The sequence below is a fragment of the Paenibacillus massiliensis 2301065 = DSM 16942 genome (assembly GCF_000377505.1).
Taxonomy (GTDB): Bacteria; Bacillota; Bacilli; order Paenibacillales; family Paenibacillaceae; genus Paenibacillus; species Paenibacillus massiliensis.
Genome location: NZ_KB898201.1, coordinates 52150 through 73443 on the forward strand (window position 1 = coordinate 52150; position 21294 = coordinate 73443).

Annotated in this window: 7 protein-coding genes; 3 read left to right on the top strand and 4 right to left on the bottom strand. The window is 47.7% G+C overall.

Annotation, left to right across the window (positions count from 1 at the left end; translation table 11 throughout):
- Positions 1 to 12 precede the first annotated feature (12 nt).
- Both D328_RS0124535 and fabD read right to left on the bottom strand, forming a co-directional pair.
- Positions 13 to 12705, bottom strand: coding sequence for a non-ribosomal peptide synthetase (locus D328_RS0124535; RefSeq protein WP_018887702.1), 12693 nt, complete (start codon positions 12703 to 12705; stop codon positions 13 to 15).
- A 142-nt stretch (positions 12706 to 12847) separates the two neighbouring features.
- Complete coding sequence (gene fabD, locus D328_RS29745) at positions 12848 to 14029, bottom strand: ACP S-malonyltransferase (protein ID WP_018887703.1); 1182 nt, start codon at positions 14027 to 14029, stop codon at positions 12848 to 12850.
- A 499-nt stretch (positions 14030 to 14528) separates the two neighbouring features.
- On the opposite strand from fabD, the gene D328_RS0124545 reads away from it, so the two are divergent.
- Genes D328_RS0124545 through D328_RS0124555 form a run of 3 tightly spaced genes read left to right on the top strand, consistent with a single transcriptional unit; the run spans position 14529 to position 18194 of the window.
- Positions 14529 to 15992 (top strand): spore germination protein, encoded by a 1464-nt coding sequence (locus D328_RS0124545; protein ID WP_018887704.1) that lies wholly within the window; start codon positions 14529 to 14531, stop codon positions 15990 to 15992.
- Positions 15985 to 17076: a GerAB/ArcD/ProY family transporter gene (locus D328_RS0124550; RefSeq protein WP_018887705.1), complete on the top strand. Its 1092-nt coding sequence runs from the start codon at positions 15985 to 15987 to the stop codon at positions 17074 to 17076. The genes D328_RS0124545 and D328_RS0124550 overlap by 8 nt, the downstream gene beginning before the upstream one ends.
- Positions 17077 to 17081: 5 nt before the next feature.
- Positions 17082 to 18194 carry a Ger(x)C family spore germination protein gene (locus D328_RS0124555; protein ID WP_025680868.1) on the top strand — a complete coding sequence of 371 codons (1113 nt, stop codon included), beginning with the start codon at positions 17082 to 17084 and terminating at the stop codon, positions 18192 to 18194.
- 202 nt (positions 18195 to 18396) lie between these two features.
- On the opposite strand, the gene D328_RS0124560 is transcribed toward D328_RS0124555, so the two are convergent.
- Together D328_RS0124560 and D328_RS0124565 are read right to left on the bottom strand one after the other, a co-directional pair.
- Positions 18397 to 19602, bottom strand: a complete 1206-nt coding sequence (locus D328_RS0124560) for an MFS transporter (protein WP_018887707.1) — start codon at positions 19600 to 19602, stop codon at positions 18397 to 18399.
- A 62-nt stretch (positions 19603 to 19664) separates the two neighbouring features.
- Entirely contained in the window at positions 19665 to 21176 is a 1512-nt protein-coding gene (locus tag D328_RS0124565; RefSeq protein ID WP_018887708.1) for an MFS transporter, read from the bottom strand.
- Between the last annotated feature and the right edge of the window lie 118 nt (positions 21177 to 21294).

Here is a 21294-nt window from a genome sequence, read left to right on the forward strand (position 1 = left end):
CATGAATGATTGCTAGTGGTCCTCCTCATAGAACAGCTTCATAGCTGCGAACTCCTCCAGATCCATATCGCTTGCTCCTACATCTGTAGGAGTCAATTGTTGAATAGATTGCTGCATGCAATGATGAATCAACTTCAGTACATGATCTTCAAAGCGTTTACACCACTGTGTAATGGTCGTCTCGCTATATAAACTGCTATCGTAGTACAAGCTCAGCAACAATTCACTTCCTAGAAGTCGACTATCCAGATATAAAGCATAAGGAGAAGCCTGTCCTGAACTGAGGTTGTGTCCCTCCCGCATTCCGTCTTCAACAGCTACGTGTACCGGAGTGAAATAGTTGGAATCAGTCATTGGCAGTATAGTCATGCAGTGATATCCGATTTCTGGTCCTACCCCGCTGAGCGCTAGCTCTCCTCCAGCATCGGAAGGGAGATACTTAAGAATCCCATAGCCTAACCCTTCATTCGGAGCTTGTCTTGCCGCTTCCTTCACTTGCATGATTAGCATCGAGGGAGATGCATCGTCGGGTACTGATAGCGCAACGGGATAGACAGATATGAACGGACCTATCGTTCTGGAAAAGTCCATATCCCGATCTGTAACGGAATGTCTCGCCGCTCTCTCTACTTGTACTACGAGCTCACTCCGTCTTGTCGATTCCGACAAAGTCTGGGCCATGGCAGCCAGCAGCACCTCATCTGGCACTGTATTGTATGCATAGCCACTCTCCTCCATCAACTGACTAGTCGTTTGTTCAGACAGCTTGAATTCGATACGACTGAGGCGACGTGGCTGAAGCTGTTCCTCCTCTATGGCACCAGCATTGTATAATCGTTCTCCTGAAGCTAGCTGCCTAATCCAATAATCTCGTTCTCGCATTAACTCGCTGCTGTACGAGAGCTCCTCCAACTGTCGCACCCAGGATTTATAGGACTCGGTCTTGTCAGCGAACCGGATCGTCTCTCCCTCCAGGGCTTGCCCATATCCTATGGACAGATCCTCCAGCAAAATCCCCCAGGACACAGCATCCATAAGCAGCGGATGGACTGCAAGCAACAAATGGTCACCATCGCTCATGTGGAGTAAAGTAGCCTGAACACCTGAAGCTTCGTCTTGTGTCAACCGTCTAATGAGCAACAGGGCCGCTTCGCTCAGCGTATTCTGGGACTCATTCACTGGATGAGTCGCGTAATGGACCTGCAGTTCGAATAGCGGAGCCTCCCAATCCCTATAGCGTTGGGTGAGCACACCATTTTCAAGACTAAATTGCAAGCGTAAGGTATCGTGATGCTCCAGCAATTGTTGAAGTACAGCACGCAATGGCTTTTCTTCCAGTCCAATCTTTGCTTTAAGGTGAACATACGGGCTAGCGACACTATGATCCGTTCTCTGTTCCTTATATAGCAACCTTTGATATGGGCTTAGCGACAGCTCCCCTTGTCCTTCCTGCAAGGAAGGTAGCTGCAGGCTTCTCATATGACTGGCTAAATCTTGAATCGTTGGGTGCTCCAGCAAATCGCGGATCATTAATGAATAACCTTTAGTACGTATCCTAGCAATAATCTGTACTGCCTTAATTGAATCGCCGCCCAGAAGGAAGAAATTATCATGTATACTAATACGCCCGCAATTCAGAACCTGCTCCCATACCTCGGCCAATACTCGCTCTTCCTCATGACGCGGAGCAGCATAGGAATCGGGCTCCTTGGATCCTGATCGTTCCGGAGCAGGTAGAGACTTTCTGTCTGTCTTTCCGCTAGGCGTAAGTGGCAGATGATCCAGCCATATAAAATATGCAGGGATCGAATAATAAGGTAAGTGTGCAGCGGCATAGCTGTGCAATGATGCCACTTCCGTTCTGAATTCAGCTACGGGAACCAGATGGGCACAAAGAGCTGTTTGCTCATTGTGATCCGCAATCGTCGTGACCACGACCTCTTTGACATCGGGATGACTTAACAGGACGTTTTCCACTTCACCAAGTTCAATTCGGTAGCCCTTGATTTTGACCTGATGGTCAATACGGCCGAGGTATTCCAAATTCCCCTCAGCGGTCCAACGGGCCAGATCCCCTGTTCTGTACATGCGTTTCCCCGGCTGAAAAGGATTAGGAACGAATTTCTCCTCTGTCAGCTCCGCTTTGTTCCAATATCCTCGTGCCAACCCGGCTCCGGCAATACAAAGCTCTCCTGGCACACCTATCGGCTGCAATTGGTTGTTTTCATTGATAACATAGGTCTGTGTATTCGCGACTGGACCTCCGATATGAATTTGCTTACTCTTTGTAAGTTCACCAGCTGTCGCATAGACGGTAGCCTCCGTGGGACCATACATATTGAAAATGCGTGGCCCATTCAAGTTCTGTAATGCTTCAAGCAGATGTATAGGCACAGCCTCTCCCCCGAGAATGATCTCCTGAACACCTCGTAGCGCCTCAACCCCATAATCACTATCAAGAAGCATTTTCAGACGTGAAGGTGTCATCTGCACCAGATCAACATCCTGACTAGTGATCAACTTGTATATTGCCTCTGGATCAACCTGTTGCTCACGGTCACTAAGTACGAAGGTCATCCCATTCAGTAGCGGGAATATCGTCTCCACTATGAAAATGTCAAAAGAAATCGTTGTTAGTGACAGGATAACTTTATCTATCCGACAATCAATCCATAGCTTCATGCCTGCCATCAAGTTCATGACTGATCGATGCTCAATCATCACACCTTTTGGATTGCCAGTGGATCCCGAAGTATAGATGATAAAAGCCAGATCAGAAGGTAGAGCTGAGGGCAGAGGATCTGTGCAATTCTCACTTGAGACCGAGACATCTTCCACGAATAAGATCTTGGTCTGGTATGTACCTGCAGCAATAAGCTCATGACTGCTCAGCAGAACCTCAGCACCACTGTCCTGAAGCATATACTCGATACGTGCAGAAGGGAATTCGGGATCTATAGGAACGTAGGCTCCGCCTGCCTTAAGCACTGCTAGAATGCTAACCATTAGTTCGGGAGAACGAGCGACTAGTATCCCTACAAGCTTGCCTGGGCCAATCCCATATGAACGCAATTCGTTCGCCAAGGCATTTGCACGCTGGTTCAGCTCTCTGTAGCTAAGCTTCTGTTCACGATAAATGAGCGCTGTTTTCTCAGGATGCTGCTCCGTCTGACACTCAAACAGCCCATGGATGGTCTTGTTCTCGTGAAAATCAAGCTCTGTCTTGTTAAATTCACCCCATAGCAGCTGTCTTTCATCCGATGTGATGATATCCATTTCTCCAATTCGCGTCTCAGGAGCTGCAGCAACAACCTCCAGAACTCGTATATAGTGCTCGGCAAGCCTCTTGATGCTGCTATGCTCGAACAAGCTGGTGTTATATTCCCATGTCAAGCTCAACTGCTCCTTGCTTTCGCTGACGTATACAGAAAAATCCACCTTGGATATTCCACTGTTGAATTCCTCTGGCCGGAACCGAATCTCCCCGATATCTACTACATCCACCGCTACATTCTGATAGCTGAACATCGTATCAAATAGCGGATTGCGACTCGGATTACGTACAGGCTCCAGCTTACTGACCAGCTCTTCAAATGGAAACTCCTGATGATCCAGTGCCAGTAAAGAACTGGCCTTGACCTGCTGCATAAATTCACTAAATGTGATTGATGGTAGCGGTCGATTACGCAACACGATCGTATTGACGAACATTCCAATCATGTGATGTGTATCCGCATAGTTACGAGCAGCCACAGGTGTGCCTACTAAAATATCCGCTTGACCTGTGAACTTGCTCAGAAGCACGTTATACGCCGATAGAAAGAGCATGAATAATGTCATATGCTCCTGCTCTGCCAAGGCTTGTAACTTTTCCCTGAGCTCCGGCTTCAGTTCGACCGTGAAGGAGTTCCCATTGAAGCTTTGTACCGTCGGCCTGGTAAAATCTGTGACCATATTCAATACAGGCAGTTCACCGTCCATAACCTTTAGCCAAAATTGTTCATCCTGCTTCTGCTGAAGCTTCTTGTCTTGGGCCTGCTCCCATACAATATAGTCCTTGTAGTGCAATCGTATCTCCGGTAGCTGCCTGCCCTGATAACGCTGGATGATTTCATCCAGCAAAATGGACATTGAGAATCCATCAGCCACAATATGATGCATATCCATCAGGAGGCAATGGTCTCCTGATGTAAATTCAATAAGCTTCACGCGGATCAAAGGAGCGCACTCGAGATCAAAAGGCTGGACGAATGCCTCTTTTTCCCGCTCTAGCTGATCCATATCTATGAGCACATACGGAGTGTCCCATGTGACATGATCCGAAATATATTGACGGACCTCTCCGTTGTCCACTCTAAAGCTTGTACGGAAGGAATCGTGACGCATGACGACTTCCTTCACAGCGTTCATGAATTTCTCCTTCTGTAGACGACCCTCAATGTAGAGCTGTCCGCAGACATGATAAGCGGCTCCACTGTCCATCTGCTCCAGCACGTACATTCTTTTCTGAGAGGAAGACAGTGGATATGACGCCTGCGATTCAGCAGCGAGGATGACTTCACGCTCTGTTTTGTCACTTTGCAGGATATAACCAGCCTGTAATTGAATGCTATCTAGATTGAACAGCTCACTTAGCGGAATATGCACACCGAAGGCCCCATTGATCCTCGACAACAGTACCGTTGCCTTCAATGAATCGCCACCGACACTGAAGAAATGATCATGACGACCAATTACTGCTATATCCAAAATCTCCTTCCACAGCGCGGCAAGCTTCTCCTCTGCCTCAAGTACCTCAGACGGAATGGACTCAGCATATTCATTACTGGCTGCTTTCGGTTGCGGCAAAGCCTTCAGATCCGCCTGTCCATCTGGACGTCGCGGAATATGATCCATTAGAATCCAATTTCTCGGCTGAGCGTAATCCGGAAGTAATGCGGTTACGCTCTGCTTCAAGCCTTCTTCATCCCATGGCTTGGTGGCATCGACTACAGCATAGGCTATAACATGAGCAGCCGTGTTAGACAGAGCATGCTCCGAATGGAGCGTCTCCGTCGTTAGCACACACTCATGCAGCCCCAACTGCTTTTCCAGATACTTCTCCAATTGTCCCAGGTGAAGCTGATGGCCTCGAACAGAAACAAGCCGATGGTAACTCCCTAAAATACGAAGCTCCCCGTTATCATTTACATAAGCTAAATCGTTGGTAACGCTTCTCTCTCCCCTGTCGCTTACCCTGTGTACAATTCCAATGGTACCAGGTAAGGCTAAGCCTTCAGCGGAGTCGAGGACGGTGTAGTATCCTCCCTTATCATCCCTCTTAGCTGCCTGTAGCGTATGCAGGCGTTGAGTCTCTGGCATTGAGAGCAACGATATCTCCATCACGGGGACATTGGTATTCTGAGTCATGAATTCTAATAATTCACGATAACAAGCAGCCCATACAGGGATAATGCACGGCTCGATCAGATCTGTATTCCATTCCCATTCCAGGCGAAGACTTCCCTGCTCTTCCATAACATTCAGGAAGAGCTCGTATTTGCTATAAGACAGCTCTTGCTCCATGATCTCTGTGTTCAAGCCGCTAAACTGCAAACGAGGTAGAGGTCGATCCATATTAAACACAACAGGCATCGACGGCAAATGCTTCAGACCCAAGTGTGCCAAACCGGCAAAGCTACAGGATTGGTAGCGGTCCAGTTCAGACATACGTCGCTTTATGATGTCAACATGATCTTTTGCAGTTAGATTACCGCTTATTTCGCAGATGGCAGGGAGCATGTTGACACAGTTTCCCATCATCACATGCGCACCCATCTGTGCTTGTCCAGCCATAGGCACACCAACGATAATCACCTTGTGACCTGTAATCCGATGCAGGAAAATGTGAAATGCGGTTAGCATGGTATTGAACAGGCTTGTACGCCACTCCATGCTTATGGCTCTAAGTCGTTGTACAATACTTGCATCCAGCATCATGGTATACCTAGCTCCGTGAGAGGTAGGTGCGGTTATTCCACGGGTGGGAGAGGGTAGTTCCATGAATGCATCTTGTCTGTCCAGCAGGGCCGACCAATACGCAAGTGCTTCATCGCTTCTGAGATCCAACTGCTCTTGCTGCCAGTTCATATAAGCTTGAAAAGAAACTGCAGGATTAAGATCATGCTCCTTTTGTTGCAGCAATGTAGAATACAGTCCTTCTAATTCCTGGAAGAAAAGTCCAATCGACCACCCATCAGCAATCAGATGATGGAATATAAAGACGGCCACATGATGCTCTAGGGAATGCCGGAGCAGATGTATTCGAAATAGAGGTTCATGACGTGTAAGCTGAAATGGAATACTCTTATACTCACTAAGCCACTCGCCTATCCGCTGCTCACGCTCGCCCACCGGGTATAAAGTGAAGTCTACAACCGGGATAGTCATCTGAAGACCTGAGGCTACCCACTGGGTTAGACCATCCCCAGACACGGATATACGTAATGCCTCATGCCTAGAAACAATGATGTTCACAGCCTTCTCAAGTATGCTGTGGTTCAATGGGCCACGAAACCGTAGCATAGCCGTTTCTTGAAGTGCTTGAGATAGATGCTGATTCCTAGAGGAGGCTAGCCAAAGCTGCTGCTGTTCGGGAGTCATGGGGAGGGAAAAATCTCCTTCTCCATTAGATGGCTGCCAATCCTTGTTCGTATTTTCCGCCAGGGAAGACTGCTCACGAGCTCCCCCACCGTTCGGGGGCGGGTCAGGTAAAAAACCTCCCTTGCGTAGTTCATTAATGCTATCCTTGACTGCCTGAATGATGAATTTGATATCCTCATCCGTATGAGCTGTCGATAAAAAGCAGTTGCGCCCCTCCCAAATGTAAATTCCTTTATCCAGCATATGATAGAAAAATAATTCCAGGTCCCCTCGCAGCACAAACCGGAAGAGCGAACCAAAGTGCACAACGCTCATAGGCACATGTTCACTGGAAAAGAATGCATTCAGCTCTGAGGCCAGAGCCGAAGTGCGCTTATTCAGTGCACGATGGAGTTCTTCGCCTTCCTTCTCCAGACGTTCCAACACAGCTAAGGCTGCAGCCATAGCAAGTGGGTGATGACAGAAGGTCCCCGCCACGAATGTACGCTGATGCTCAAATTGCGGATACGAGTGATCCCCAAAACGCCATGTTCCTCCATCAATACCATTCATAAAGCTTGCTTTGCCTGCGACGATTCCAATGGGCAGACCACCGCCAATGATTTTGCCATAGGTGACTAAATCAGCCTGTATTCCAAACCACGCTTGAGCACCTCCGTTATGTATGCGGAAGCCTGTAATCACTTCATCCAGGATCAAGGCTGTGCCCGATTGTTCTGTGATCACACGGACCTCCTTCAGAAATTCGGAGGGTTGGAAGTCTGGCCGACGACTTTGCACTGGCTCAATCAATACGGCGGCCAGATTCTGCCCATGCAGTCGAATATATTCAAGCGATTCTTGCGATCCATAGGGAAGCACGATTAGGTCATCTACCATATGCTGAAGAATCCCTGGGGCGAGTGGTGTCGATTTTTCCGGACTCCCTGCATTGCCCATGGCCAATACGCCATCGAAGGTACCGTGGTAGGAGCCAGCAAAAATAACAGCCTTGGCCCTTCCTGTAGCCGCTCTAGCTAGGCGCAGAGCTACCATAACCGCTTCCGTACCAGAATTGTACAGGGCGATTCTGTCCACGCCGGTCATATGACAGATTTTTTCTGCTACCTGACCCGCCATATTGGACATAGGACCAATACACATACCGTTATCCAATTCCTTCTCTATCGCCTTACGGACAAATTCAGGTCGATGACCAAACAGATTCACTCCGAATCCCATCGTTAAATCCACATATTCATTTCCATCTAGATCCCATATTTTTGCTCCTTCAGCCCTCTGAGAAATCAATTGATAGACCATTTCTTTGAGAACGGGGCGAAATCCAGCAACGTTGCGATTGTTAGCATATACGTCTCGATACTGATCGGTATACTGCTTGGTTTTTTCGGTTTTGGCCGTGTATCTTGCAATTAGCTCCTGCAGATGGCGCTCCTGACGGGCAGGCAGCAAATCCTGCGAATGGACCTCTATTTTTTTGTAGGGAGTAAAGGGCTTCGTATCTGCTTCAGTCTTCCTAAAAAGTGGTTGTCCTTGCCGAACTGTAGTTGTTACCGTCGCAACAGCCGCCTCTGATATAGCTGATTCAGCAAAGCTCTCATGTCTACGCACCTCAGAGGCGACGAAGGTGTCTGGCCTAGCCGGGGTATGCGAACTATCCCTCCTAGAAGCTGCTGTCTGTTGGCCCAGCAGATCAAGCTGTTTGGACATCAGCTGCAGCTGCTGCTCTACAATAGATTCCATAAGGGTCCCACGATTACTGTAAATTGTTCCTTGTACTTGTTCATGGCTTGACAAGCTCTCTGGACCTGCCGTGCTTGTAACTGCTGCTGGTGATTCCATTGGTGTAGTCACATGCTGCACATCCGCTACTATGACAGCCGCATCAGGTGGCTGAGAAGCTACAGTTAGGCTTGCTGGTAGCTGAGCTGCGACATATTCCGTAAGTCTGCCTAATGAAGTCAAGGATTCAAAAAATTCATTCATCGGAATATCCAGTTGGAATATTTCTTTAATGCTATGTCGAATTTGTGTCAAATTGATCGAGTCCAGTCCCAATTCCAAGAAATGCGTCTCCTCCGACACTTCCTCCGGACTCAGCCGGGTTGCTTGACCGATCATGCTTACTAGTCGCTCGCGAACAGCTTCTCTATGCATATCTGCCGATCCTGATACAATATGCTCCAATCCCATGTATGGCTCTCCTTTGGATTCGTAATTTGACGTTGTATCCAGAATTGTGATGGGTACATCAACCCAGCATCTTTTTCGTTCAAATGGGTAGGTAGGAATTGATATACGTTGATGTGGCACTCCCGAATACCAAGAGCTCCAATCCACACTACCTCCGCGGACATATAAGATTGCAAGCTGTTCGGCCGTATACTCTTGAAGCTTCAGGGGGCGGATTGGGATGTTATTGGTCATATCCTCACTTTCTCCCCGTAATACACCCGCCACGGCAGTGTTCTGGTCATGCAGTTGTAGCAACCTTTGCTTCATTTCCTCATCACTGTCCGCTACAAGTGCAATCCGGTATTTCCAGTGATGCCTACCAGTATTAGCAGTAAAGCATACATCTCTCATATTCACGTTGACAGTACGTTGTACGAAATCTGCGTAACGCTGAACAAGCTGTTCAAGAGCTGACTTCGTTCGTGCCGATAGAGTCAGGACAAGCTGAGTCTGTTGTGGACTACTGCCATGATGAGCTTGATGGCTCTTCTCAGCTATTTGTGTGTACTCTTCCAGTACGAGATGACAATTCGTGCCGCTAAAACCAAAAGAGCTGACTCCGCACCGTCTTGGCGTCGAGTCTGTGTTCCAGTCTCGTAGGCGTGTATTGAAATAGACTGGAGACTCTTCAAAGCGAATGCTCCGGTTAGGTTCATGAAAATGTACAAGTGGTGCAATTTGTTTATTTCGCAAAGACAGCACTGCTTTGAGTAGACCTGCAATTCCTGCGGCTTCATAAAGGTGGCCTATGTTCGTTTTAACCGTGCTGATCGCACAAAATTGCTTGCGACTTGTGTACTTACGGAACGCCTTTGTAATTCCGTCAATTTCAATTGGATCGCCTAGCTTCGTTCCCGTGCCATGAGCTTCAATATAGCTCACTGTCTCGGGGTCAATGCTTGCATCGCTCCAAGCCTTGGAGATAACCTCCGCCTGTGCTATTGCACTTGGTGCTGAGATACCATTTGTGCTTCCATCCTGATTGATTGCACTTCCTCGAATAACAGCCAGAATCTGGTCGCCGTCACGCTCTGCTGCTTTAAGTGGCTTGAGCAGCACAGCCCCTACTCCTTCACCACAGCCAGTTCCGTCGGAGCTATTATCAAAAGCACGGGCACGATCATCAGAGGATTCCATTCCGATTCCAGATTTGATCGGCAGCAGTATAGTCTTCACGCCGCCAGCCAAAGCCATTTCGCAGTCTCCGTTAAGTATTGATTTGCAAGCCATATGCACGGCTACCAGCGAGGAAGAACAGGCTGTATCGACAGTAACTGCAGGTCCTTTTAAGTCCAACAGGTACGCAATACGACTGGAGAGCACGGATGGCAGATTACCCAAAGCAAATTGGGGTAATGCCGCTGGTTCAATCTCAGATAATAGTCTTTCATATTCAAAACTAGTCTTGGAATAACCCACAAACACGCCTACCTGCTGCCCCTCTAACTGTCTCCCTCCATAGCCCGCATCCTCAATCGTACTCCATGCTGTCTGCAGAAATAATCGCTGGTTCGGATCCATGAGTGAAGCTTCCCGGGGAGTCAAGCGAAAGAACGAGTAATCGAATTTGTCAATGTCGTCAAGATAACCTCCCTCTGACATCTCCAGACTACGACCCTCCAGGTTCAGCTGTGTCATGAAATGGTGAGCATCCCTAGAGCGCTCTTCAGGATATGAGCGAATATTGTCGACTCCTGCCGCCACATTCGTCCAGAATTGTTCAAGTGTATTCGCCTGCGGAAATACCCCAGACATACCAATAATGGCTATATCCTTCTCATATCCTTTTGTGCTGTTTAACTTTGAATCTACTTCGGATTCCAGATGAGACACATGGATACCCTTTTGGTCAGCTAATAAGCGGTCTGAAATATACTTGGCTAACTTCGCGATGCTTGGATAAGAGAAGAAATCCGCTGCATCAACACGCAGATTGAATTGCTGTTCAAGCTGATCCACAACCCTGACAAGCTGTATCGAAGTGATACCAATGTCGAAAAAAGCAATACTGCTATCAACCAACGGAATCTCCAATATTTCCTGGCAAATTTCAATTAGCTTTTGTTCTACACTCTTTAGTGCAGCATCGGCGGATTCAGCAGTTCCTTGTTGGGAAGCCTGAATAATATCGTCCACCTGCTGAAGAACTTCTGCAAATTTGCCCTGCTCATACTCTCTAGCCAAAACATAGCGCTGTACTTTTCCGCTGGTTGTCTTAGGAATTTTCCGTATCGGAACGACATCGCCAATTTTCCAACCTCCACGAAAATTCAAGTAACTTTTGACTTTCTGCGCAATAGGGGCGAACGTGTCTACTTTCTTGGTATGCATGACGAATACGATAATATCCTCTTGTCTTGTTACGGAATTATAAGCTCCACAAGCCGCTACTTTTCCAAGCTCAATTCCCTCGACTTCCTCGGCTATACGTTCTATGTCATGGGGATATACATTTTGTCCGTTGATAAAGATAATGTCCTTTTCTCTGCCGGAGATAATGAGACGCCCTTCTCTCATAAATCCCAGATCCCCTGTAATCAGCCAGCCATCGCCTGTTATGACCTTGGCCGTTGCTTCAGGATTGTTGTAGTAGCCAGCCGTTACATTTTTGCCTCTAATCTGTATAATGCCGGTAGTCAGGTCAGGCAGAACACGATCTTCATGATCACAAATACGCACCTCTGTGCTTACAAGCGGATGACCGACGTCCAGAAGTGTTAGCCGGTTGGGGTCAGTTGAGTCAACCTGCCGGACATCATCACCAACTGCCAGGTATCGTCGGTCCACATGCAGTTGAAGGAACGAATCTCCTACCAAAGGCGGCAGCGTGACACCAACACTGGCCTCTGCCAGCCCATAGACGGGTATCATTGTGGATTTATTGAGACCGTGAACGCTCATCCTATCCATAAATTGCTTGCATAGCTCTACAGAAATGGGTTCTGCTCCATTAAGAATCGCTTGTATGCTCGATAAATCCCAGTTAGAAGAATTGTCAGGATTGTACTGATCCAGAAAAAACTTATACCCAAAGTTCGGCGAGCAAATATGCGTTATTTTATGCTCTGAAGCCTTCTTCAACCACAGTGACGAGCGTCTAATGAACAAAGCTGTTGGCATAATGTACTGTGAAGCATCTGCCATCAAGCAAGTGAGGTGAAATGCGATCATGCCTAAGTCATGAGTTAATGGCATCCAGCCCAGATATTTCGCCTGGGGATGAAGGCCACAGGCCCCAGCTACGTCCCTTGTGTTGTACACAAGGTTCTCATGCGTGAGCATGACCCCCTTCGGATCTCCAGTCGAGCCTGAGGAAAATTGTATAAATGCAAGATCCTGTGGTGTAGAAATATGTATACGTCCCTTACCTGTACCCGTTCTATCCAGCTCTTCACTATTCATTGAAGATTCAGTAATTTGGGTAAAAGACTCCTGAAGCTCATGCTCCTCGGCATATTTCAACAATCGCTCTAACACCTTGTTATCCGCAATAAGATATGGTTGGGATAGTTGGCCCCATATTTTGAAGACCTTTAGCTTATGCTCATCGTTATTTCCTATACTCACAGGAACCGCGATAATACCGCCAAGTAGACAAGCCCAGAATACATTTAAGAACAGATGATTATCATCGATTTGCATAATCAGCTGCTGTCCTTCCTTTATTCCACGGTTCTGCAGCTGTTGCAAAGTATGTAGTGACTGATGAAGCAGCTCTTGGTAAGATATGTACTCTTCATCCTGGTCACCAGAGATGAAAGTGATCCCACGCAACTCTCTATCAGCTCGTGCCTGTATCGCGTCTAATAACGTTTCAAATTGTTCCATTACGCACCCCTCTTTATTGACTGTGTCAATCGGAATCGTACGAATATCACACATAGGCTACATCTGTAATTAGCATGTTGTATACTTCGTTTTCATTCACTTTCGGGGACAAATAACCATTTTCTTAGGTACCAGAGTTATATTACAAAAGGAATACCTCTAACTCCTCCTCCTTAGCTGGCAAGCGCTTGCCAAGAATTATAGAACGAAGGCATTGAACTATCGCTATTCGCCGTTCATGTAGGTGCTCTCGTGAGCTCCCGGCGTCTTCCAGTAACCTCTTTAATCTTTGGACTGGAACGGTCACACTCGAATAATATTCCTCTTCATCCCTATTATAATTGGGCGTAGAAGCAGCTAATGATAATGCCTGAACTATGGATTGCTGCAAAGAGAATTGCTGCTTCAGATCTGTCCAATCCTTCAAAATGTCAGAAGAGTATATTCGAAGGCTGTTCGTCATCTCTCCCACCAGATTACGGAGCACAGTTCCAGGGCCAAGCTCAACAGCATGACCAACACCTTGATTGGCTATAAAATCAATAGTTTGAACCCACTGTACTGGCTGCGTCATTTGTGCCACCAGTCCATTTTGAATATCGTCTACATCAAGATAAGGCAATGCTGTCACATTTGAAATCACAGGCCATTTCGGTATTTGGATGTTGCATTCTTTCAGGTCCTCAGCCAGCTTAGTGGCTGCCACAGACATTAATGGACTATGAAATGGGCCACTGACTTGCAGACGCGTAGCTCTTATGCCTTGATTATTCAATCTGGTAGCCAAGGACGTGATAGCATCATGATGTCCTGATAACACATACTGCTCATGGGAATTATGACAGGCGAGCACAGCTATCTGATCTGCCTTACTATCATCAAGTAAGCTTTGGATATCCTCTAATGACAAGTGACCTCGGATGGCCAGCATCATTCCCCGGCCCTCTTCTGCTGCCTCCTTCATGTATTGCCCTCTCTTCGATACGACACGCAGCCCCTCGGCAAAAGTTAGCGCTCCGCTACTGACCAGAGCTGAGTACTCCCCTAGACTGTGGCCGGCACAATAGGCTGGAGGTACACCAACCTCCTCCCAATAACGCATAAATGCTATGTAGCTTACGGTTAATAAGGCCGGCTGGGTATATGCAGTGTCCATTAATTGGGCATGAGGTCCTTCTTCACATAATTGTCTTACATCAAAATGCAAAATATCTGAAGCTTCCTCGAATAACCGTGCTGACTCCAAAGTCCGCCATTCTTGATGCAAGCCCATACCAACGTACTGAGATCCCTGCCCTGGAAAAAATAATGCAATGTGATCCATGATATACTCCCTTCTAAACATTTAGTAAGGTATAGCATGAAGCTGTGCATTTCTGTACTGTTCTCAGCAATGATGTGTCGAAAGAATTAATTATGAAAGAATTGATTAAGGAAAATGTAAGAATTAGGAAGCGGCGAGTGACAAAGCAAAAATAAAAAAAATTGAAGTGCTCAGAAACAAAAATAATAATGCGGAATGAATGAGGTTGAATGAGGTTAATCTAACAAAATCTAGTGCATTAGCAATATTTGACTTCATGATAGAATAAATAATCTAATTATGTCAATAAACTTTATCAATTCTAAATAGATCAATATTTTGTAATATTTTGTCGACAAACCCCCTACTGGTTCTGAGTTTATTCTGATGTATTTATATTGAGCTTACAACATTCAATTACCCGTTTGTCATTAGAGCAGGTTATTCTCATGCTATACATGGATAATTCCTCCTGATTTAGCACACATTACGTGTATGTCTTACATCAAGAGGTGTGTTCATGCCCTTATCCCATCCCGCATGTACTGAGCTGCATAAGAACATTTCGTATCTTGAGCAGGTTTTATTTCATACCGACGATCTGGAACAGCAGTCCGTTACAGTGCACGGACAAGAAGGCGCGCTCCTATACATTGATTCACTCGTGGATCAGGACATGATTCAGACGAATGTGCTGGCTCCCTTGTATGAGAAGAGTGACACAGACGCCCATCAAATGTTCAGCTCCTTGGGCAGTCAGAAGCAGACAGATTTGCATGCAGCTGTAGACGCCCTACTCGAAGGACACTGTATCCTGATCATTGATGGAATCCGTGAGTTCTTTATGTTCTCCACTGAAAAGCTATACAACCGCAGCACAAATGAACCGGAGAACGAGGCAGTTGTCCGGGGGCCGCATTATGGCTTTATCGAACAGCTCCCTGTCAATCTGAATCTGGTTCGCAGACAGCTCGAAAGCCCGTCCCTTGTCGTAAAATATTACTATGTGGGACGCAAAGCGCGCACTAAGGTAGCTGTCTTATATGTTCACGACATAGCCAACACAGATCTAATAGAGCGAGTAGAACAGCGTATACACGCTATCTCCTCCGACATGGTATTGGCGCCTGGCTTTATCGAGGAATTCACGGAGGATTCCCCCTTCTCACTGTTCCCGCAGCAGCTAAGCACCGAGCGGCCAGACCGGGTCGTGGCCAATCTAATGGAGGGGCGCGTCGCGATTCTGATAGATGGCAGCCCAGTAGCTCTCATCGCTCCGGTCACCTTCTTCTCCTTCTACCAGAGCCCGGATGATTACCATGGACGCTGGATAATCAGCTCATTTCTGAGGCTCATTCGTATGATGAGCTTCATCATTGCCTTCACGCTACCAGCCGTCTACATTGCGACAATCTCGTTCCATTGGGCGATTTTACCCGTAGAGTTGGCACATACAGTCAAGAAATCCTTACAGAATATCCCCTTCCCTGCTCTTGTCGAAGCCATGCTGCTGGAGCTGATCTTTGAGGTACTCCGGGAAGCCGGGATTCGTCTACCAAGTCGGGTGGGACAGACCATCGGGATCGTGGGTGGTCTCGTCATTGGGGATGCCATCGTACGTGCTGGGCTTGTCTCCTACACGATGATTATTGTCGTATCCCTGACTGCGATCTCCTCATTTCTGGTACCCTCGAACGAGATGAGTGCGGCCGTCCGGATTCTCCGTTTTCCGTTAATGATCGGTGCAGCACTGTTCGGATATATCGGGATTGCCTTCGGCCTAATTATTCTCACGATCCATTTATGCAAGCTGGAAAGCTTTGGTAGCCCCTATTTCGCTCCACTTGCCCCTTTTCGCCCTGGTGACCTGAAGGATGTACTCATTCGCTTCCCGCTGTGGGCACTCCGTGAGCGGCCACATGACCCTAGGCCTCAAAGGCTCCGGCAACAGTATTTCTCTAGGAGTTGGAAACGACGTGAATAAAGAGAGCACGATCACACGTGGACAATTATTTTTCATGATTATGAAATTCGAGATTGGGGTCGATATTTTATCCCTCCCTTACCGGATTCATCTGATTGCCAAGGGTGGAGGCTGGATATCGGTACTTATAGGCGGAATGCTCATCCAACTCATTATTCTCATGTGCTGGCTGCTGCTCAGGCGTTTTCCCACCTCCTCCATTTATCAGATTATGATGCGGATTACCGGGCGCTGGATCGGAGCCATCCTGATTATCGCTTATGCTGCGTACTATCTGCTTATGGGTACCTCTGTCCTAGTGAACGCTTATGACGTCATCAATCGTTGGATGCTGCAGAACACGCCGCGCTGGGCGATATTGGTTCTGTTTATGTTCAGCAGCATATACCTGGTCCGCCAAAATCTAAGGACGATCGCACGCGTGCTGGTGCTGATCTCCTTTCTGATCGCTCCCATGATGCTGTTGATCAGCTATGGGATTATGCAGACCAATCTACTTTACTTGCTACCCCTGACCGAAGCAGGATGGTCCCAGATCATAAGCGCCTCGACCGAATCGCTAATGGCTATGTTTGGCTTTGAATTCTTTCTTGTCGTGCTCCCGCTTGTTCAGGGCACCAGCAAAGGCAAGCTCGGAACGATTACTGCAGCCAGTGGATTGGTGTCTCTCCTGTATGGATTCACGGTATTCATATGCTCCACTGCCTTCAGCCCGCAGCAGCTTAGCATGATGCCGGAGCCAGTAATCTATCTGCTCCGATCTATTCCACTAGGTACGATGGACCGGGCAGATTTTTTGTTTCTGCCCATTTGGATCATCTCCATCTTTGGTGCCATCTGCGGCAATTATTATGCAGCTTCGTATGGAATTGCATATTTGTGCAAGCTTAAAAGCCACAAGAATGTGGTCCCCTTCGTTGTTCTAGCTTCGTGTACCATCGCTTCCCTGCCGCAGCGGCAGGAAGATCTGGAGGCCATTAGCACCATTGCCAACCAGTCTGCCTATTATTTTCTTATTATTTTGCCGCTGCTGCTGTTAATCCTGTCTTATATTCTCAAGAAAAAGGAGGCGCCACAGACTTGAATAAGATGCGAAGCTCATTTGCTATATTGGCCCTGCTCATCTGTACTACAGGCTGTTGGGATCAGGTGAACCTGAGGGATGCACGACTTGCCAATGCGACAGCATACGATCTGACTCCGAACGGCAAGATCAAGCAGACTCTGGAAATTGTCAATGACTTCGATAACAATCAGGAAAGTGGCGCCAATGAAGTTCATTCAGGCATAGGAAGAAGCATCCGGCAGAGCACCGATCAGATTCGAAGCAAAGTGAGCGGAGATATACGTTATTACAAATATGGAGTGATCCTGTACGGTAAGGAGCTGGCAGTCAGGGATATCTATCCTTATATGGATGTGCTGTATCGTGAGCCTGACTATCCAACCTCACACGTCAAAATTGCTATTGTGGATGGAGAGGCGGGAGAGCTACTGCAGGAAGGAAAAGTCGGCAATCTGTTAGTGGGGGAATTTTTAAGCAAAAAGATCAGAAGTCTGGAGGAAATGTGTGTGTTCCCCGACATGACGCTGGAGACTCTGCTCCCTCCAATGCTTGACCCTGGACAGGACTTCGTGCTGCCCTATTTGACCAAGCAGGATAAAGACATCGTTGCACAAGGAATCGCCTTATTCAATGGACAAAAATTCACGGGTACACTGAGTCGAGAGCAAAGCAGCCTGTACGTCATCATGAGTGGGAAATGGAAAAAAGCAGCGCGCTTCATCAAAAAGGTTAACCCGGGACCTGCCGATGATCCCGAGAATTATATTACCTATGAGGCAGTAACACGAAGCATTAAGCGTAAGCTTGTAGTCAAGGTTCTCAGGGATGGGCAGATTGATGTGTACTTGCGAATCAAGCTCCCCATTACTGTCGTGGAGTATGCTTCCAATCATTTGCATAAGAAGGAGACACAGCAGCGCCTGAATCGGGAACTCACCGATCAGATGACCGAGGACGCAGAGCGCATTATCCAACAGCTACAAGACAGTAGATGCGACGCCTTCGGCATCGGCAGACAACTCATCGCCCATCACCCTGCCTTGTGGAACGAGCTTGATTGGGACAAAGATTACCCAGAGGTTCGCTTTCATCCCCAAGTGCAGGTAACCATCGTAGGTAGTGGTGTACTTAACTAGCGCCTTGACCCGATCAAATGTGAGCCTAGAGCCGCTACAAGCGGGGAGTCCTGTCGACCACTGTTAAGCTTGCTGTTCTTTTGAAGGCATATTATAAGCAGATGAACAGCAAGCTTAAAGGCGGACACTTCGTTTCTCTAGGACCTCCCCGCTTTCCGCTAACTACTCTACCGCATAATTCCAATCTGGAATCAGATTCCGCTTATGATTCGCTCCTCGGAACGGCGAGCTTCAGACGAGCTGTGAAAAAGATACATGCGATCGTAAGCGTGGCAGCAATAAAGTATGCTCCAAACAGCTCCACCTGGTGCACAATGAACCCCGAGCTCGCACTGCCTAATAGAAGCCCACCCATCATGAGAGGCAGTATGACGCCATTGGTTCTTCCGATATATTCCTCCCTGATTTCCTTGATCATCATGGCACTGAATACGACTTGGAAGAAAGCTGTTGTGATCCCGGACAATACTCGTGCACTGGCAGTGAGCATAGGCCACACCGACAATACTTCAATTAAGGTTATCACACCCCAGATCAGCATGGTCCCTGTAATGATGGCCCGTCTGTAACGGTTCATCCAAGTGGCAAGCAAGGCGGCAAGTCCTCCACCGACCAGCATTCCCACCCCTTCAGCGGCAGCGAACCATTGTACATACTCCTTGGGCAAGCCCAAGCGCTCCATCGTGACAAAGACATCCAGAGGCATCGTAATGCCCATAGCTAGTCCCGTAATGAGGAACATCACAGCGATTAACCTCAGATTGGATTGTCCCATGACGTATTGCAGTCCAGCCTTGATATCTTGTATAGGGGAAGGACGTTCGGCAGACTTCTCCCGACTTGAAGCAGGCAAGAAGAGCTGGACGATGGCTGCCGTGGCAAAGATACCAAATAGCGCCACCATAGAGACCTCAATACCAAGCTGAGTATATACGAGCGTGCCCAGCATCGGTCCGAAGATGGTGAATATGGCCATTAGACTTTGATTGATGCCAATAGCCGTCCCTACCTGATCCATTGGAATGTGCCTGCGGAACAGAACGGCTGACGAAGGCTGGGAAAATTGACTCACAATCGCGGAGATGACTGTAGCCGCAAAAACAGCCTGCCATACACCAAGCGATATGAGAAGCAGGATGATGAGTATCGACAATGCACTTAATGTATCGCCTATAACCACTGTTCGCTTGGGATTCCACCGATCTGCAAAGGTGCCGCCAATCAGCGAGAATACAAAAATAGGCAAGTATTCCATGGCTGTAAGCATGGACACGGCTGTCGGATTGTTATGGGTCTGCTCCATAATATAGAATAGCAAGGCCATGTTTCGTATCCATATTCCCATTTGCTGAAGTAAATCTGCAAACAGGACGATCACGAAGACTCTATTGTGCAAAAGGGATTTCATGCTTCCTCCTCAATATCTGGGCATCTGCCCAAGCTCATTTGAAATACAATGAACTAGTAAAATTAGTAAAGCTGCTGTGAATTAGAGGAGCTACTGCGCTTCGAGCGAGCCCTTGCTATATCTACTACCAGAGAAGCAGCTAGCAGAAACACTGTGATTCCTGCAAAGACGACCATGAATGATTCATTAAAAGCCGTATGAGCAGCCGCTGTTAATGCCTCTGATGCCGCTGCAGGCAATGATTCAGACACCAGCTTGGCTTCATCCAGGCTATCCTTCACGATGCCTGGCAGATTCAGTCCCGCAGGGATCTGAAGAGATAACGTGTAGATCAGACCCGACAAGCTTCCAATGATCGCAATGCCAGAGGCTCCTCCCAGTTCAAAGGCTACCTCCTCTATTGAAGCTGCCATGCCTGCCTTATGGGCGGGCGCATAGGTCATAATCGAATGAGAAGCAGCTGTCATCGCTGCGCCCAAGCCCGCGCCAAGCAGTGTCAGACCAAGTAACTGTCCAAGCATGCCTCCTTGCAATTGTAGCAGATAGATAGCTGTACCCGCACCTGCAACCAGCAGTGTTATACTCTTGATTCTCAGCACATCATACCGATGCAATATGGCTCCTGTTACCGGACCGGAAGCCAGCGCAGCAATGGGAATGCACAGCGTATATACTCCTGCTTGGAGCGGAGTCATGCCCTCCACAAGTTGAAGTCTTTGGGTGATTAAATACTGAATGCCCAGCTGTGAGAAAGCCGCCACCACTGCTGTAACGAATCCGACAGAGAAGCGAAGCGTTCTGAAGAGCGACAGATCAATTAAAGGATGTGGATTTCTGAGTTGACGGCGGATAAAGATTACCATGGCGACAATCCCAACCAAGAAGCTAACTCCTGCCAGCAACATGGAGCCATCGCGCCGGGTGATCTCTTTAATGGCATACACCAAGGTCACCAAGGCGATCATGATCTGCACAGAACTGACCAAATCCCAGCTCTTGTCCGGATTTCCTGGATGGACCGGGATATAGAGCAACGTAAGTAGCAGGGCCAGCACCACAATCGGTATATTAACCAGAAAGACAGAGCCCCACCAAAAATGCTCCAGCAAAAGTCCACCTACGATTGGCCCGAGTCCCGCGCCACCAGCGGATACGGAGCCCCATACTCCAAGTGCAAGTCCCAGTTCGCGTGGCTCCGAGAAGGTAATTCGAATAATCGACAATGTAGCTGGCATCATCATGGACGCTCCGACGGCAAGCAAGACTCTCGCAGCCACCAGCACAAGCGGGCTAGGGGCAAAGGCGGCGACAATCGAGGCCAGACCAAAGACAATCAGACCTCCAGTAAAAATAAATCTATAGCCTAGACGATCTCCAAGCGTGCCCATAGCAGGCAGCAAGCCAGCCATGACCAATGAATAGCCGTTCAGAATCCATAGCTTCTCCGATGCAGAGGCACCAAGATCATGGGTAAGACTCGGTAATGCCGTATAGAGAATGGTCATATCCATCACGATCAGCAAAAGTGCGCTGGAGACAACCCCTAGAACCACCCAGCGTTTGAAAGTAGACATGTGTTAAGCTCCTCCTTGCAGGACTAAGAATAAAAATGTGTATAGAAAAAACCTAAACTATCGGGTAACCCTATAGTCAAGTAGTATTTCATCATTTACAATAACCATAGCCAGATGA

Coding starts and splice junctions, on each gene's coding strand:
- D328_RS0124565 (WP_018887708.1), bottom strand. CDS start 21,176: ATGTCTACTTTCAAACGCTGGGTGGTTCTAGGGGTTGTCTCCAGCGCA.
- D328_RS0124560 (WP_018887707.1), bottom strand. CDS start 19,602: ATGAAATCCCTTTTGCACAATAGAGTCTTCGTGATCGTCCTGTTTGCA.
- D328_RS0124555 (WP_025680868.1), top strand. CDS start 17,082: ATGCGAAGCTCATTTGCTATATTGGCCCTGCTCATCTGTACTACAGGC.
- fabD (WP_018887703.1), bottom strand. CDS start 14,029: ATGGATCACATTGCATTATTTTTTCCAGGGCAGGGATCTCAGTACGTT.
- D328_RS0124535 (WP_018887702.1), bottom strand. CDS start 12,705: ATGGAACAATTTGAAACGTTATTAGACGCGATACAGGCACGAGCTGAT.
- D328_RS0124545 (WP_018887704.1), top strand. CDS start 14,529: ATGCCCTTATCCCATCCCGCATGTACTGAGCTGCATAAGAACATTTCG.